The 16,544-nt window shown below is 37.5% G+C and carries 13 protein-coding genes; 1 reads left to right on the forward strand and 12 read right to left on the reverse strand.

The window, feature by feature from the left end; translation table 11 throughout:
- Window positions 1-107 precede the first annotated feature (107 nt).
- Both parC and parE read right to left on the reverse strand, forming a co-directional pair.
- Window positions 108-2,582: a DNA topoisomerase IV subunit A gene (parC, locus tag ACQV2G_RS04685; RefSeq protein WP_428876251.1), complete on the reverse strand. Its 2,475-nt coding sequence runs from the start codon at window positions 2,580-2,582 to the stop codon at window positions 108-110.
- The gene (gene parE, locus ACQV2G_RS04690) at window positions 2,582-4,735 is read right to left on the reverse strand and encodes a DNA topoisomerase IV subunit B (protein ID WP_428876252.1); all 2,154 of its coding nucleotides are present in this window, start codon (window positions 4,733-4,735) and stop codon (window positions 2,582-2,584) included. Before parE ends, parC begins: the two co-directional genes overlap by 1 nt.
- Before the next feature lie 267 nt (window positions 4,736-5,002).
- Here parE and plsY point away from each other — a divergent pair, with 267 nt between their 5' ends.
- On the forward strand, window positions 5,003-5,611 hold the full coding sequence (gene plsY, locus ACQV2G_RS04695; protein WP_428873410.1) for a glycerol-3-phosphate 1-O-acyltransferase PlsY: 609 nt from the start codon (window positions 5,003-5,005) through the stop codon (window positions 5,609-5,611).
- 48 nt (window positions 5,612-5,659) lie between these two features.
- Here the strand turns inward: plsY and ACQV2G_RS04700 are convergent, their stop codons facing one another.
- The 10 genes from ACQV2G_RS04700 to ACQV2G_RS04745 form a co-directional block, all read right to left on the reverse strand.
- Complete coding sequence (locus ACQV2G_RS04700; protein ID WP_428873411.1) at window positions 5,660-6,553, reverse strand: aldose 1-epimerase family protein; 894 nt, start codon at window positions 6,551-6,553, stop codon at window positions 5,660-5,662.
- Window positions 6,554-6,570: 17 nt separating this feature from the next.
- The gene (gene hslU / locus ACQV2G_RS04705; protein WP_428876253.1) at window positions 6,571-7,977 is read right to left on the reverse strand and encodes an ATP-dependent protease ATPase subunit HslU; all 1,407 of its coding nucleotides are present in this window, start codon (window positions 7,975-7,977) and stop codon (window positions 6,571-6,573) included.
- A gap of 20 nt (window positions 7,978-7,997) precedes the next feature.
- Window positions 7,998-8,528: an ATP-dependent protease subunit HslV gene (gene hslV, locus ACQV2G_RS04710; protein WP_428873413.1), complete on the reverse strand. Its 531-nt coding sequence runs from the start codon at window positions 8,526-8,528 to the stop codon at window positions 7,998-8,000.
- Entirely contained in the window at window positions 8,529-9,461 is a 933-nt protein-coding gene (gene xerC / locus ACQV2G_RS04715) for a tyrosine recombinase XerC (protein ID WP_428873414.1), read from the reverse strand.
- Between the two features lie 209 nt (window positions 9,462-9,670).
- The gene (gene topA / locus ACQV2G_RS04720; RefSeq protein ID WP_428873415.1) at window positions 9,671-11,731 is read right to left on the reverse strand and encodes a type I DNA topoisomerase; all 2,061 of its coding nucleotides are present in this window, start codon (window positions 11,729-11,731) and stop codon (window positions 9,671-9,673) included.
- 90 nt (window positions 11,732-11,821) lie between these two features.
- The gene (gene dprA, locus ACQV2G_RS04725; RefSeq protein WP_428876254.1) at window positions 11,822-12,688 is read right to left on the reverse strand and encodes a DNA-processing protein DprA; all 867 of its coding nucleotides are present in this window, start codon (window positions 12,686-12,688) and stop codon (window positions 11,822-11,824) included.
- Between the two features lie 138 nt (window positions 12,689-12,826).
- Window positions 12,827-13,612: a ribonuclease HII gene (locus ACQV2G_RS04730; RefSeq protein ID WP_428873417.1), complete on the reverse strand. Its 786-nt coding sequence runs from the start codon at window positions 13,610-13,612 to the stop codon at window positions 12,827-12,829.
- Entirely contained in the window at window positions 13,596-14,462 is an 867-nt protein-coding gene (ylqF, locus tag ACQV2G_RS04735) for a ribosome biogenesis GTPase YlqF (RefSeq protein ID WP_428876255.1), read from the reverse strand. The genes ACQV2G_RS04730 and ylqF overlap by 17 nt, the downstream gene beginning before the upstream one ends.
- Window positions 14,463-14,488: 26 nt before the next feature.
- The gene (gene lepB / locus ACQV2G_RS04740) at window positions 14,489-15,061 is read right to left on the reverse strand and encodes a signal peptidase I (protein WP_428873419.1); all 573 of its coding nucleotides are present in this window, start codon (window positions 15,059-15,061) and stop codon (window positions 14,489-14,491) included.
- Window position 15,062: 1 nt separating this feature from the next.
- Window positions 15,063-16,544, reverse strand: coding sequence for a S41 family peptidase (locus ACQV2G_RS04745; RefSeq protein WP_428876256.1), 1,482 nt, complete (start codon window positions 16,542-16,544; stop codon window positions 15,063-15,065).

The raw sequence follows: 16,544 nt of genomic DNA on the forward strand, positions 1-16,544 counted from the left end.
TTATAACAGTTGTTTGCTTTCTGTTTTTTTCTTTTAGTACACAGAGTTTTAGTTGTTGATTTTGTAAATAAAAAACAAGCATCTGGTTCAGATACTTGTTTTTTATCTTATTCTTCATCTAACATTTTCAAGCGTGCAGGATGGATGTCTATCACCTTACCTAGTTGATCAAGCTCAACAATCTGACTGCCATTATTCTGGCGTTTACTAATATTGATATCAAAAGCCATCATCTCTAATGATTTACCGGTATCCCCTTGAATAATAATCGGTATATTCCCTTTTTGTAAGGCTAAAGCTTTTAAAATCCGATGGGGGTTTGATTTTATTTCTTTTAGAATGAGCGTTCCAACACTGGCGCGATTAGCACTAGCCAGTTCTTCACTATCCATTCGTTTAAGATTTCCTCGATTGGTTAATAAGAAGACTTGTGGTCTTGAAGCTGCTTGATCGATTAAGAGCATCGATACAAGATAATCATCCTTTTTCAGTTTCATACCTACGACCCCTTGTGCTTTTAGTCCTTGAATTGAAACTTGTTCTAAATCAAACCGTAAACCGTAGGAGCGGTGGGTCATACTGGCGATTTGATAGTTCTTGTCTGCTTTAGCTAATCGAGCTGCTACTAATTGATCGTGGTCATCTTGCAATTTAATTGCAGTCATTGTCCGAGTTTTATAGGATCGATAAGTTGAGAATTCTGATAAGAGGGTTTGTTTAATGCGACCTGCTTGTGTCATCATGACAATTCGGTCTTCACTCGGATTGTCCGAAGCTTTTTGCGCAAACACCGCAATGATGGACTCCTCTTTATCTAATTGATATTGCTGAGACCAATGTAAACCCAGATCTTTCCAACGAATGTCTGGTAATTCGTGAACAGGTAAATGAATATAATTACCTTTAGATGTGATAATCACAATCGCATCATGAGTCGAGAGTTCTTGAACAAATAATGGATAGTCTAAATCTCTAGATCCTAAATCAGTGGAATCGGAAGCCGTAAATGACCTAACCGAAGTACGTTTCAAGTATCCTTCCTTAGTCACAGACACATAGACTTGCTCTTGTGGGATTAAAAGAGTCTTTTCCAAGGTAATTTCTTCCACTTCCTCTTCTAATTGACTCATTCTCAAACTATTAAACTTTTTCTTAATTTCCTTTAATTCCTTAACCAAAACCTTGTCTAAAGTACTGGCATTAGAAAGGATATTCTCGTACATATGGATTCTTTCGTTAAGTTCAAATTTTTCTTGTTGTAGGCCAACAATATCCGTATTAGTTAAACGGTATAACTGTAAGGAAACAATTGCTTCAGCCTGTGCCATTGAAAAATTATATTGTTGGTGTAAATTATCTTTAGCATTGGCCTTGTTTTCAGATTGGCGAATAGTGGTAATTACTTCATCTAAAATAGAAATAACTCGGATTAAGCCATCAACAATATGAAGACGGTCTTGATCTTTCTTAAGAAGAAATTGAGTTCTTCGACGAATAATGTCTTTTTGATGGTCAAGGTAAGCTTGTAACATTTTTTCTAAGGAACAAAGGACTGGTCGACGATCGTGAATGGCTATCATATTGAAGTGATAATTTACTTGTAAATCGGTGTTTTTATAGAGGTAAGCAAGAATTGGTTCGACCTCTACATCTCTTTTTAGTTCAATGACTAATGAAACACCATTAATATCTGAATCATCGCGAACATCAGCAATCCCTTCTAGCTTTTTAGAAAGACGTATTTCATCTAATTTTTGAATAAGTTTGCCTTTATTAACGTCATAGGGTACTTCACTCACAACAATTTGAGACTTACCACCCTTTAATTTTTCAACTTCTAATTTAGATCGAATAACAACTTTACCTTGACCCGTTTGATAGGCTTCTTTAATGCCCGCTTTACCTTGGATAATACCACCCGTTGGAAAATCTGGTCCTGGTAAATACTTCATTAACTGGTCGACACTGATTTTATCGGGATGCTTAATCATATAAATTAAAGCGTCAATGACTTCCCCTAAGTTGTGTGGAGGAATATCGGTTGCATAACCTGCTGAAATACCGGTTGCGCCATTCACTAGTAGATTAGGAAAGCGAGCGGGTAAAACACGAGGTTCTTCAATGGTATCATCAAAGTTCAGAATCCAATCGACTGTTTGAGAATGGATATCTCTTAAGAGTTCCATGGCGATACTTGAAAGCCTAGCTTCTGTATAACGCATTGCCGCAGCTGGGTCGCCATCCATGGAACCATTATTACCGTGCATGTCGATCAAAGGTTGGCGGTTTTTCCAACTTTGAGACATACGAACCATGGCCTCATAAACCGATGAATCTCCATGTGGATGATAATTACCGATCACATTCCCCACTGTTTTGGCTGATTTGCGATAAGCTTTTTCAGCAGTATTTCCTTCGGCAAACATAGCATATAAAATACGTCTTTGAACGGGTTTTAAACCATCGCGAATATCGGGTAACGCTCTATCTTGAATAATATACTTGGAATAGCGACCAAATCGATCACCGATAACCGATGAAAAATTTAATTCTTGGACTCCTTTATTTTCTAGTTCAGTCATTATAAATCACCTCCAAATAAATCAATTTGTCCATTTTCATCCACTAAATCCTTACTTGGATTTTCATTAAGGTCAATAGACGGCTCTTTTTTTGATAGCTTATTTTTTGTTTTCGCAGATGCTTTTGAAGCTGGGTTTTTAGCCACTAACAAGGCTTCCTTGTCTTCTTGTGCTAGAGAGTGGTTGGTTTGGGTGTTTTCTTTTAATAGAGAATCTTCTTCATCCATAGTAAATTGAACATTTTTTTCAATCCATTTACGGCGAGGATCTACTTTACTACCCATTAAAGTCGATAAACGCTTTTCGGATAACGAATCATCGTCAAGAGTTACTCTTATCAATAAGCGTGAGGAAGGATTCATAGTCGTATGCCATAATTGATCCGCATTCATCTCTCCGAGCCCCTTATAACGTTGTAAGATGTAGCCTGGTCCCACTGCTTTAATTTTTGCTTGTAGTTCTTCATCTGTCCAAGCGTATTCGATTCTTTCATTCTTACCTTTTCCCTTTGATACCTTATATAGAGGCGGCATGGCCAAATAGACCTTGCCTGCTTCAATCAATGGCTTCATATAGCGGTAGAAGAAAGTTAAAAGCAGTACTTGAATGTGAGCACCATCCGTATCCGCATCCGTCATAATGACCACTTTATCATAGTTAGCAGCTTTAATATCAAAATCAGCCCCTACCCCTGCACCAATTGTGTAGATGAGGGTATTAATTTCTTCATTTTTCATAATATCGCTTAAAGATGCTTTTTCAGTGTTGATGACCTTACCTCTTAAAGGCAATATGGCTTGAAATTTACGATCACGCCCTAATTTAGCTGAGCCACCGGCCGAATCTCCCTCCACGATATAAAGTTCATTCTTTGAAGCATCTTTTGACTGGGCCTTAGTAAGCTTACCTGAAATTAAGCGTTCTTGTTGTTTATTAGAGTTAGAAGAACGTGAAGCCTCACGCGCTTTGCGAGCAGCTTCTCGTGTTTGTCTAGCCTTTAAAGCTTTTCTTAAAATAGTTTGCGCCCAATTACCGTTTTCTGCTAAATAATAACCTAAGTGCTCTGTTACAAAAGATTCAACAATGGTACGTGCCTTTGGACTTCCTAATTTGTCCTTCGTCTGTCCTTCAAATTGTAGATATTGCTCAGGAATACGAACCGATACAATGGCTGCCAGTCCTTCCCGGATATCGGACCCTTCTAAATTTTTATCCTTTTCTTTAATCAAACTCATTTTACGACCGTAGTCATTAAATACCTTGGTAATAGCTGTCTTCATGGCCGTTTCATGCGTGCCTCCACCATTGGTACGAACATTATTAGCAAAAGAAAGAATGGTTTCTGAATAACCATCATTATACTGCATGGCAAAATCAATCTCAAAATCTTCTGATTGGCTTGAAAAAGCCACCACATTTCCCATGACTTCTTTATCTTCATTAAGATATTGAATAAAATCTTGTAAACCATCTTCATAATGAAAAGTCTCTGAAATGTCTTTTCTTTGATCATGAATTTCAATGGTAATTCCTTTTAAAAGGAAGGCTGACTCTCTCAGCCTTTCGGAAATGGTTTCATAGTTAATGGCAGAAGATCCAAATATTTTTTCATCCGGCATAAAATGAACACTTGTACCAGTGTCTGATTGATTATTGTGCTTAGTCTTTTTTAAAGAGCTGGCAGGACGTCCGCCCTCTTCAAACCGCATATGGTATTGGTATCCCTCTCGAATAACCGTCACTTCCAACCATGAAGATAAAGCATTTACGACCGAGGCTCCTACTCCATGAAGCCCTCCAGCGGATTTATATCCACCTTGGCCAAACTTCCCACCAGCATGTAATACAGTGAAAATAACTTGAACCGTAGGAACCCCTGAAGCATGCCTACCAATCGGCATGCCCCGGCCATTATCAGTAATGCAAATCGAGCCATCTGCTTCTAAAGACACAACAATTCGATTTGCAAAACCTGATAGAGCTTCATCTACAGAATTATCAACAATTTCATAAATAAGATGGTGAAGGCCCTTTTGATCAGTCGATCCGATATACATACCCGGTCTTTTTCTTACGGCTTCTAGACCTTCTAATATCTGAATGGCATCATCATTATAATTGCTTAAATTCACTTTAGAATTTTTGTTTGCCATTTTCTCACCCTTTTAATGTTATTTAATAAGAAATAGTCATGCGTTTTTTGAATAATCTTTTAACGATAGTATCTATTCAGTATAAAGGCTCTATTTCCCAACTCTATTATCATAGCAGAATAAATCCTGCTTTGACACTTTTGATTTACTTAAAGTTGTTTTGATGCCTAAAAGTCAAAAATATTGCATTTTTATAATTAAGAAATTCGCTTGGTGAAAATTATTCAATCATGTTAGAATGAAGATAGTAAACTAGGAGGTTAATAAATGTTAGCTATCTTAATGATTATTGTCGGATACTTGGCGGGATCGATTCCCTCAGGTGTCTGGTATTCAAAATATATCCACAATATCGATGTTCGGACCCTCGGTTCAGGCAATTCTGGTGGTACGAATATCGGCAGAAATTTTGGACCGATTGCAGCCATTGTGGTTATTATTGTGGATATTTTAAAGGGCTATCTTCCAGTTTTAATGGCCCAACAGCTCTTAGGCTCGGATAGTGATTTAGCTATTATGCTAACGGCTATTGCTGCTGTTCTGGGACATGCCTATCCAATTTTCAGTCAATTCCGTGGCGGAAAAATCGTTGCGACATCGGTAGGTGTACTATTGGCATTTAACTTTTATATTGCTTTAGCCATGGTCGCTCTCTTTATAACCATTCTCTTATTGACATCAATTGTGAGTATTGCTGCCATGACCTCTTTTTTGCTGGTCGCTATTTGGATTATTCTACGAGAACCTTTAGTATATTCTTGGGGCTTTGCCTTTATGGCTGTTTTGATGGTCTATCGTCATCGAGAGAATATTCAAAGACTGCTTAAAGGAGAAGAAAGTCGAGTGACCTTCGGTTTAAATCCTAGAAAAAAATAAATTAAAATAGCTAAGGCATTTTCCTTAGCTATTTTTATCTTTTTAATTTTATTCACCCTTGAAAAATTCCATCGTCAAATCATGAGTACTGATGGATTGGGGGGCTAAACTATGAATTCCCCGTTTATGCTTAAATAGCTCAGGCTCATTGGCAATATCCGGTAAGCCAGACCATGCTTCTACGGCTAAGAAAGGAGCTCGCTTAGGATAAGGAGACCATAAAGCAACATAGTCAAAGCCAATAGAACGAAATTTAATTTCAACATCATTAATAGCATCCATTAAGATAAGTTCAGCTTTTTCACTCACTTGATAGATTAAGGCATCATTTCTAAATTGTTTGTGACGCAACTTTTGATTAATCACTTCTGTATACTTAGCTCTTTCTAAGTTGACTAGGCCATCATTATTAGTTTGTAAGAGATAATAATACCCTTCTGGATTTAATTGGTAACTTACTTGATTGAATTCCGGATAATTTCTTCCTACTGTATGTGGGAGATTAAAGGCCGGATGATAACCCACTGAATAATATAAAGGTTTTTCAAGTGAAGGATTATAAACTTCAAAAGTAATTGTTAACTTATGATCATATAAAACATAATTAACCTGAAGCGAAAATTCAAAGGGATAGGATTCTAGCGTGTTTTTATTGTTTTTTAAGTAAAAACTTGCAGAAGATTCGGTTTGACTTTGAACAGTAAAGGTATAATCTCTAGCAAACCCATGGCGACTCATTTGGTAGAATTTTCCACCATAAAGATACTGATCATCCTGTAGGCGCCCAACGATGGGAAAAAGGATGGGGGCACTGCGAGACCAATAGAAAGGGTCTGCTTGCCAGAGAAATTCATAGTCTGTCTTTAGATCAGTAATTGACTGGACTTCTGCCCCATTCTCAGTTATCTCCACTTTTAAAAAACTATTTTGAATGGTTACCATAGGCTTCACCCATTTCTTTATAAGATATAGTGGCTAAGATCTTGATTCTCAACCTTATCTGCTAATTTATCATCGACGTATTTTTCAGTAATTTCAATTACCATTGGTGTGTCTGCTGCTTCAAATAATAAATCTTCTAAAACTGTCTCAATAATCGTATGTAGGCGTCTTGCTCCAATATTATCTGTATTGCGGTTTAAGGTTTCCGCATAGTAGGCCATTTTCTGAACTGCTTCATCGCTAAAGTTAACAGTCACCTCTTCAGTAGCTAAAAGGGCCTGATATTGGATAAGTAAGGCATTTTTAGGTTCGGTTAGAATTTTAACAAAATCGTCAGCGGTTAAGTCCTGAAGATTGACTCGAATGGGAAAGCGTCCTTGTAACTCTGGAATTAAATCAGAAGGTTTAGCAACATGGAAAGCACCTGATCCCACAAAGAGAATATGATCAGACTTTATAATACCGTATTTGGTTTGAATTTGACTACCTTCAACGATTGGTAAAATATCACGCTGAACACCCTGTCTTGAAACTTCTCCCGATTGATTACTTGAAGAGGCAATTTTATCTAACTCATCAATAAAAATAATACCGTTTTTCTCAGCTAGTTTTAAGCCTTTTTGATGAATATCCTCTTCGTTTACCAATTTGTCTGCTTCGTCTACTGTTAATAACTTAAGCGCTTCTTTGACAGTCACTGTACGCTGAATCATTTTCTTAGGTCTTAAAGCGTTGAGGGATTCTTGCATATCCATCATTTGCTCCATAGCAGGATTAAGTGAGTTTAACTGTAGTTTCTTTTCTTCCATTTCAATAGTCACTTCTTGTTTATCCAACACACCCTCACGAATTTGCTGGCGAATATGACGACGGTTGGAAGCCACTTCTTCCGTCACTTCTTCTTTTTCTGCTTCTACTTCACCACGCATTTGGCGCATAAAAGCTTCCATATCTGGCAAGACGAAGCCACCGGCATTGTTAGGATCTTTTTTTACTTCCTTCTTTTTCTTCTTACCAGGGACTAGTGCTTTAGCAATTCGATCAATTGCTTTTTCACGTGCTTCATCTTCAACCTCTTGGCGCATTTCATCACGAACGATACGGATTGCTTGCTCTACCAAGTCTCTGACCATTGATTCTACATCACGACCAACATAACCAACTTCGGTATACTTAGTGGCCTCCACCTTTAAAAAAGGGGCCTTAATAATCTTGGCCAGACGTCTAGCAATTTCTGTTTTTCCAACTCCGGTTGGACCAATCATTAATAAATTTTTAGGTTTTACTTCATCTTGCATTTCAGCTTCAAGGCGTAACCGTCTTTGTCTATTTCGAATAGCAACGGCTATTGAACGTTTGGCTTCTGCTTGACCAATGATATATTTATCTAATTCTGCAACTAATTGTCTGGGACTTAATTCCATTCTTACATTCTCCTTTAAATCTAGGATTCAAAACTTTCGACCATGATTTGTTTATTAGTATAAACATCAATTTCAGCAGCAATTTCTAGGGCTTGAGAAACGATCTCTTTTGCACTTAATTGCTCACTTGTTCTAAGCATGGCTCTAGCTGCTGCCAAGGCATAATTGCCCCCCGAACCGATGGTTAAAATACCGTCATCCGGTTCGATAACTTCTCCCGTGCCGGATACTAATAAGAGACTTTCTTTATTCATAACGATTAAAAGGGCTTCTAACTTTTGTAAAGAGCGATCTGTCCGCCATTGTTTGGCTACTTCTACAGCTGCTCGAGTTAATTGGCCTTGATGGGCTTGTAACTTCGTTTCAAACATTTCTGACAAGGTAATAGCATCAGCAACTCCTCCGGCAAATCCAATAACCACTTGATCGTTAAAAATTCTACGAAGCTTGCGGGCACCACCTTTCATAATGACCGTTTCTCCCATTGTGACTTGACCATCTCCCGCCATTGCTAATTTATTATCTTTTTTAACTGCACATATTGTTGTCATTTATTCTTCCTCCTGCTTCTTTCTACGAGCTCTCGGATGAGCTTTTAAGTATTCTGATCGCATTTTATCGCCGGTTATATGGGTATATATTTGTGTAGAAGATAAATTCTCATGGCCTAGGAGTTCTTGGACGGAACGTAAATCTGCCCCACGATTTAATAGATGGGTCGCATAAGAATGTCTCAATTTATGGGGATTAATCTTTAAATTAAGCTGACTTTCTTCTACTATTTTTTGCAAAATATGGCGCACTTGATCAGGGTTAATTGCTTTCCCTTTTTCCGATAAGAATAATATATCATTATTTCTTTGATTCTGCATGGACCATTTACTTAATAACTCTTTACGCTCCGTTTCAATATAATCTTTTAAAGCTCGCATAGCTGGATCTCCAAAAGGGACAATTCGTTCCTTATTCCCCTTGCCGAACACACGTAGAATTTGCAAGGAAAAATCAAGTTGGTCTAGTCTTATCTGACAGCATTCTGAAACGCGGATACCCGTTGCATACATCAATTCAAGGATGGCGAGGTTTCGCTTGGGATAATCTAAAAGACTAGTTTTAGCTACTTTAATGAGACTTTCAATTTCATTTTCATAGAAAAAAGAGGGTAAATGAGTCTCTTTTGCTTTATAAGTAATTAACTCCATTGGATCTTGGTCAATCCAATGCCGACGCAAACAATAATTAAAAAAAGAACGTAAAGAGGATAATTTTCTGGCAATCGTTTTGGGATTAAGCGAGCGTTCGTTTAGATAGGCTAAATAAAGCCTTAAATCTTGATAGGAAATTTGCTCTAAGCTAACTTCTCCTGAACTTTTAATAAAAAGCCAGAATTGGTTCAGATCTCTTTGGTAGGCGATGACTGTATGTTGAGAATAACGACGTTCGTTCAATAAATAATTCAAAAAATTAATAATCTTATCCTGCATCATTTATCACCTCAATTTCCTCTTTTTTTATTATACCTTTTCTTTGAATTCATAGCCAATTAAGCGCCATATTCAAAATGCAGGCTAAAAGTAAATTTTATAGTTCAGTTAATATTGCTAAATAGATAAAAAACCGAACACTCACAAAACTGTGAAGCATTCGGTTTTAGCTAAATTGATTGAATTAAAGAAGTTTTTTTAAAATTCGCTTAGCTTTCTATGGCTTCAGTATAATCACAAGAAGAACATTGAACTTGCTTGCCTTTACGAGATTTCTTTTCGATAAGATACTCATTACATTTTGGACAATTACGACCGATTGGTTTGTCCCAAGAAACGAATTCACATTCTGGATATCTTGAACACCCATAAAATATTCGGTTCTTCTTCGATTTTCTTTCGATAATTTCGCCCTCTTTGCATGTAGGACATTTTACACCAATTTCTTTGACGATGGCTTCAGTATGACGGCATTCTGGAAAATTGGAGCAGGCATAAAACTTACCATAGCGACCAATTTTGATGACCATTGGATTGCCACACTCTGGGCAGTCAAAACCAGCTGGTTCATTTTTTATCTCAATTTTTTCCATCTCTTCTTCTGCCTTGTCTAAATCTTTAGCGAAAATCTGATAAAAGTCATTCAGAACTTTCTGCCATTCTACTTTATTTTCCTCGATTTGGTCAAGTTTATTTTCCATCCCAGCTGTAAATTCAGAATCAACAATATCTGGAAAGTAAATTTCCATCATGTCATTGACAATTTCTCCTAGTTCTGTCGGCGTAAAACGTTTAGCTTCCATTTTAACATAGTAGCGTTTACGCAAGGTTTCTAAGGTTGGTGCGTAAGTGGAAGGTCGCCCAATCCCCAACTCTTCAAGCATTTTAACTAGGCTGGCTTCATTATAGCGTGCTGGTGGTTGAGTAAAATGCTGACTTGGATCAATCTTTTCAGCTGTAACTGCATCTCCTTCTTTCAAAGCTGGCAGATAGTTATCTTTATCTGATTTACTTGGATAAACTTTCAAGAAGCCTTCAAATTTAATGCGTGAACCATTCGCACGAAAGAGAACATCATTTTGAATGATATCCGCTTTAATTGTATCATAGACGGCATTTGACATTTGTGAAGCCACAAAGCGTGCCCATATTAAAGCATAGAGACGGAATTGGTCCTTAGTTAATGAATCTTTAATCGATTCGGGTGTTAAACTGACATTTGAGGGACGTATAGCTTCATGAGCATCCTGAGCCCCTGCTTTATTATTCACCTTATGTCCTGCTCCCAAATACTGCTCACCATAGGTATCTTTAATAAAATCTCCTGCCATCTTTTTGGCTGTTGGTGAAATTCGAGTCGAATCGGTACGCATATAAGTAATCAAGCCGATGGTGTTACGACGAATAGATATGCCTTCATAAAGCTGCTGAGCAATCATCATGGTTTTGCCGGTACGGAAATTCAAACGATTGGCAGCATCTTGCTGCAAGGTAGAGGTAGTAAACGGTGCATTGGGCTTACGAAAACGTTCTTTTTCAGTAATTGATTGAATATTAAATTCACCTTTAAGGTCAAGACGTTTCATAACTTGATCAACTTGCTCTTTATTCTTGAGCTCAGTTTTTTTACCGTCTAGTCCATAGAATTCTGCTTCAAATTTCGACCGTCCTTTTTTAAAGTTCGCTGGAATTTTCCAATATTCTTCTGGTTTAAATTGGCGGATTTTCTTTTCACGGTCAATAATTAGTTTTAAAGTGGTCGATTGAACACGCCCTGCTGATAAACCACCTTTAATCTTCTTCCATAATAAAGGTGAGATAGAATAACCCACTATTCGGTCTAAAATTCTTCTTGCTTGTTGAGAATCCACTAAGTCTTGATCGATTTGTCGTGGTTGCTTAAATGCTTCTTTAACCGATTCTTTAGTAATCTCATTAAATACTACACGGTTAGCCGCTTGCGGATCTAATTTTAATAGATAGGAAAGATGCCAAGCAATTGCTTCTCCTTCACGGTCCGGGTCACTTGCTAAATAGACTTTTTCAGCCTTATTGGCTAATTTTCTAAGCTCCTTAATGGTATCGCCTCTGCCCCTAATTGAAATATAATGCGGTTCAAAATTATTTTCTAAGTCAATGCCCATTCGTGATTTCGGTAGATCTCTGAGATGACCTTTTGAAGCAACGACTTTATAATTTTTGCCTAAATATTTATCAATGGTTTTGGCTTTGGTTGGTGATTCGACTATTACGAGATATTTATAGGCCAAGTAACAATCACTCCCTTTCTTATTCCTTTGCTCACATGCAAAATCGTAACAATCTTATGCTAAACTTTCAATTATGTCAATGAATACTCTTTATTTTATCTTTTGCCGTTGATAATCTAGAGCTATCTCTTCTATTAATTGGTCCAAATCGACAATCGGTCTTGCCCCTGCTTGTATTAAGTGATTGCATCCATAAGATTGCGGGTCATCGATGGGTCCAGGTAAAGCATAAATTTGACTATTATATTCCAAGGCATAATTAGCAGTAATTAATGAGCCCGATTTCTTGGCTGCTTGAATGACAATCACTACGGGGCATAGTCCAGCCACCAAACGATTTCTTGCAATAAATTGATACTTTCGAATAGCTTGATGGGGTAGGTACTCACTTAATAACAAATGACTGCTTGCTATTTGTTCTTGGAGCTGATGATGTTCTTTGGGATAATAATGCTCAAAGCCATTGGCAACAATAGCGATGGTTCTCCCTTCTTTTTCACTCATACAAGCCTTATGCGAAATAAAATCCGCTCCTTTAGCCAAACCTGAAACAATCACAAAGCTCGCTTTAGTTAGTGCCTTGCTAATTTTTTGTGCGCTTTTTTTTCCATAAGCCGATAGTTTTCTAGATCCAACAATCGCAACTAAAGGTCGATTTAAAAGGTTAAGATCTCCTCTATAAAAAAACAAAATAGGTGGTTGGGGAAGCTGAAGCCAGCGATAGGGATAGGATTTTTCACCAAAGAGAATCGCTTGCTTTTCTAAATTAGTTAGAATCTCTTGACAACTTTCCCAATCCTTGAAGAGTGCCTCTTCCTTAAATGACCACATGTTATTAATAAGTAAATAATGAACACTTGCTTGACGAGAGAGATTTTGTCTAACTTTAAAATAATGCCACAAATGACGGTATTTAACGCCTTTCATCTGTAAATAGATTAACTCTCTTTTTATCATGGCCTACACTCCTTAAGCTTTTACCCTTAAGATACAAAGTAATTAGGCCATAAGTGCTCTGCGATCCTCATTAAAAGCTTTAAGACATACAAAAGAGCAAATATTTTTCAATACTTGCTCTTTAAAATTTTGGCCAACTTACGAACCATAGAATTTATTAATTTTTTGAACAGGACTAAAGGATTGTCTATGAATAGCCGTGTAGCCGTATTGTTCTAACGCAACCAGATGTTTCTTAGTTGGATAGCCCATGTGCTGGTCAAAACCATATTCTGGATACCATCTTGCATAATCCACCATCAGCTGGTCACGATGGACCTTGGCAATAATAGAAGCAGCAGCTATGGAAAGTGAGCGTTGATCACCTTTCACCACTGCTTTTTGTTGAATCTGTAAATCTAATTTCATGGCGTCTACGACAACAAAATCCACTGCTTTGTTGAGCTTTAGAACAGCTTCTTTCATGGCCATACGACTGGCCTCATAAATATTAATGCGATCAATCGCTTGAGGAGATACGCTTGTGATGGCATAAGCTTTAGCTTGTTGTTTTATCATTTCAGCTAAGTCTGAACGCTTTTGATGCGTTAAGGTTTTCGAATCATTGACGTCCACCCAATCACTGGTATCTTGAGGTAAAATAACTGCCGCTGCTACTACTGGACCAGCTATCGGACCTCTCCCCACTTCATCAACTCCTGCAAGCACAAAAGACTGGTTAGCATCCAATAATTGGCGATCAAAGTCTAGGCGTTTTTGATAAGCTTGATAACGTTGGTTATAAGCAATTAACACTCTTTTATGACGTCTTACTAGCTCTTGAACTCCTTTTCTAGGATCTTCTTTTAATTGATTGAGGTAAACATCTTCAAGGTCTTCAATTGTTTTTAGCTGCGCTTTGATTTCTTTAATGGTTTGTTTCAATGTTAACCCTCTCAATCGGACGATCGAGTGTAATCGAACCCAGTTTATGTTGACGAAAATCAAATATTAATCGCTCAGCTGCTTGGGTATAGTCTTGATCCAGTTTTAATGTCTGTGTCAAACTAGTTAAAATTTCAGCCGCAGCCATCTCTTGATGATAGTCTTCTAAATGATAAAATTCTTTTAATAAACCAGGGTAAAATTGTTCTAAATGACCGATCAACACTAAAGATAGCTCCTGCATTTCGACTAATTGGTCTTTAATGGCTCCAGTTAAGGCTAAGTGATAACCCGTCAAGGGATCTTCAAACTTAGGCCATAAGATACCAGGCGTATCTAGTAATTCAAACTCTTTCCCAATTTTTAGCCACCGCTGCGCTTTAGTAACCCCTGGTTTATTGCCAGTTTGTGCTTGATTTTTTCCGACAAAGCGGTTAATGAGCGTTGACTTGCCGACATTGGGGATGCCTAAAATCATCAGACGAATCGCTCTAGGTTTTACCCCTTTAGCTTTTTGTTTGGCAAAAAAATCTACCATTAAGTCTTTGCAGGCCTTCTTAAGTTCATTCAAACCCAATTGATGCTGAGCATCAATTGCTAAAGCAATTTGACCTTGTTCTTGATAGTGTTGAATCCAATGTTTAGTTAAATTGGGGTCAGCTAAATCTGCTTTATTTAAAGCCAGAATTGAAGGTTTCTGATTAATAATTTCTGTAATCACAGGATTACGGCTGGATTCAGGTATGCGAGCATCTGTCAATTCAATTACTAAATCCACTAAATTAAGTTTTTCCTTTGCTTCCCTTTTAGCCTTTGCCATATGGCCTGGAAACCACTGAATCTGATTCAATTTATCCCTCCTTTTTAATAGACTCTTTATTCTATAGCTTGCAGTTTACCTACTTTTCCTATTCGATCAAGAGGATAATAAATAAAGTTAGCTTCTCCTTCAATTTCATCAATATCGACATAACCAAATTGGCGACTGTCTCCCGAACCAGGTCGGTTATCACCCATCACAAAAACTTTACCTTCTGGAATAAGCGAATCACCTGTTATTTCCCACAGAGTGAAGTCTTCAGTATAATTTGTCTCCATATTAGATTTAGCCGGCTCCAAATAAGGTTCTTCAATCAACTGATCATTGATGAATAACTGATCTTCTCTTACTACAATCGAATCTCCTGGAAGGCCAATTAAACGCTTCACATAGGTTCTGCCAGAACCCATAGGATCAGGAAAGACAACAATGTCAAAACGGTCTAAATCAAATTGTTTCCACATTATCAAATGGTCTGCTTGATAAAGAGTGGGATTCATTGATTTACCTTCAACTTGAAAGGGCTGTGCAAGATAGTTACGTACAGCTAAAAAGAGAAACAAAGCAGCAAGAATCACAAAAATGATATTTACGAACTCTATTAGAATTGTTTTAAAAAATTTCCCCATCTTATTCTCCTAATAAGGCCTCGATAGCTGCTTGATATTGTGGGTCTTCTGCTTCTAAATAAGCTCGCGTTTCTTCAACCAATTTGTCACTGGTTGCTGAGTCAATAACACCGTTTACTTCTAGCTTAAAGTCCTTTTGAAAGTTCCTTACAGCTTCTTCCATTTCAGGACTAAAATAAGCCGTTTTTTCCTCTTGATAACCCAATGCTTGTAACATTAAACTAGCTGATTGAACGTATTCGGAAGCATCGCCTATTTTTAAATCTTCTTCTTGATTTAACACAATCGTATTAGCGACTTCTGGTGCTTTTACCACTTGATCAGGTTCGATTCCTTTCTCATGAATCCACCCCCCACTAGGTGTAAGCCATTTTGCTACGGTTAATTTTAATTCCCCATATGAGGATTCTGAAATCATTCTTTGAACCGTCCCTTTTCCGAAAGAAGTCACCCCGATCACAGGGGCATCCGTATTTTCTTTAATGGCAGCAGCTAATATTTCACTAGCTGAAGCCGAGCCTTCATCGATTAATAATACATAAGGCTCTGTAATTTGAAAATCACCATAGCGCTCGTCAGAAGCCACATACTCAAACGGCTCACTCAGACGATCATCTGTTTGCATAATGACTTGATCATCATCTAAGAACATATTACTAACTTGTAAAGCTGTTTCCAACATTCCTCCAGGATTATAGCGGAAATCAAAAATAAAGCGATCGACACCTTTTGACCGTAAGTCTTTAACGGCCGATACCATTTCCTCATAAGTTGATGAAGCAAATTGGCTCACTTTAACGACTCCCACTTGGTCATATTCATCATCTTGTTCATAGTCGACCGTAGTAAGAGGAATTTCTTCTCGAATCATAGTTACTTCAAAGGTTGATTGACCTCTCTTGATCGTTAAAGTGATCTCAGACCCCAAGGGTCCACGAATCTTTTGCACGATTTCACTGGTGTCTAATCCCTGAAGATCCACATCATCGGCTTTTAGAATAATATCATTGGCTTTGATACCTGCTTTTGCAGCGGGAGTTCCGTCAATCGGAGCTATAACCGTAGGCAAACTATCTTTTAACATAAATTGAACCCCTATACCGGTGAAGGATCCTTCCAGAGAATCATCAAAAGGCGTTATTTCAGTAGGGTTTAAAAATTCAGAATAGGGATCATCCACCGCATCCACCATGCCTTTTAGAGCTCCTTCTAAAAGCTTTTCTTTATCTAATTCCTCAATATAATTGATTTGTAAAGAATTATAAACTTCTTGGATAATCGCTAAATCTTCTTTGGTTAATTGATCTTCTTTTTCAACTGAAGGACTGCCAAATAGCTTTCCCATAGCTGAAATCGGAAGCGCTTTATAATTCATAACCAAAGCAAAAAGCGAAAAGATTAAAAAAAGGCAAAGCCATTTATCTGGAGTCCACTGAAGAAGGTTGTTTTTTTGCTTCTTGATAAATTTGCATTTAAAAATCAT

This window comes from Facklamia sp. P12955 (genome assembly GCF_050409565.1).
Lineage (GTDB): Bacteria > Bacillota > Bacilli > Lactobacillales > Aerococcaceae > Facklamia.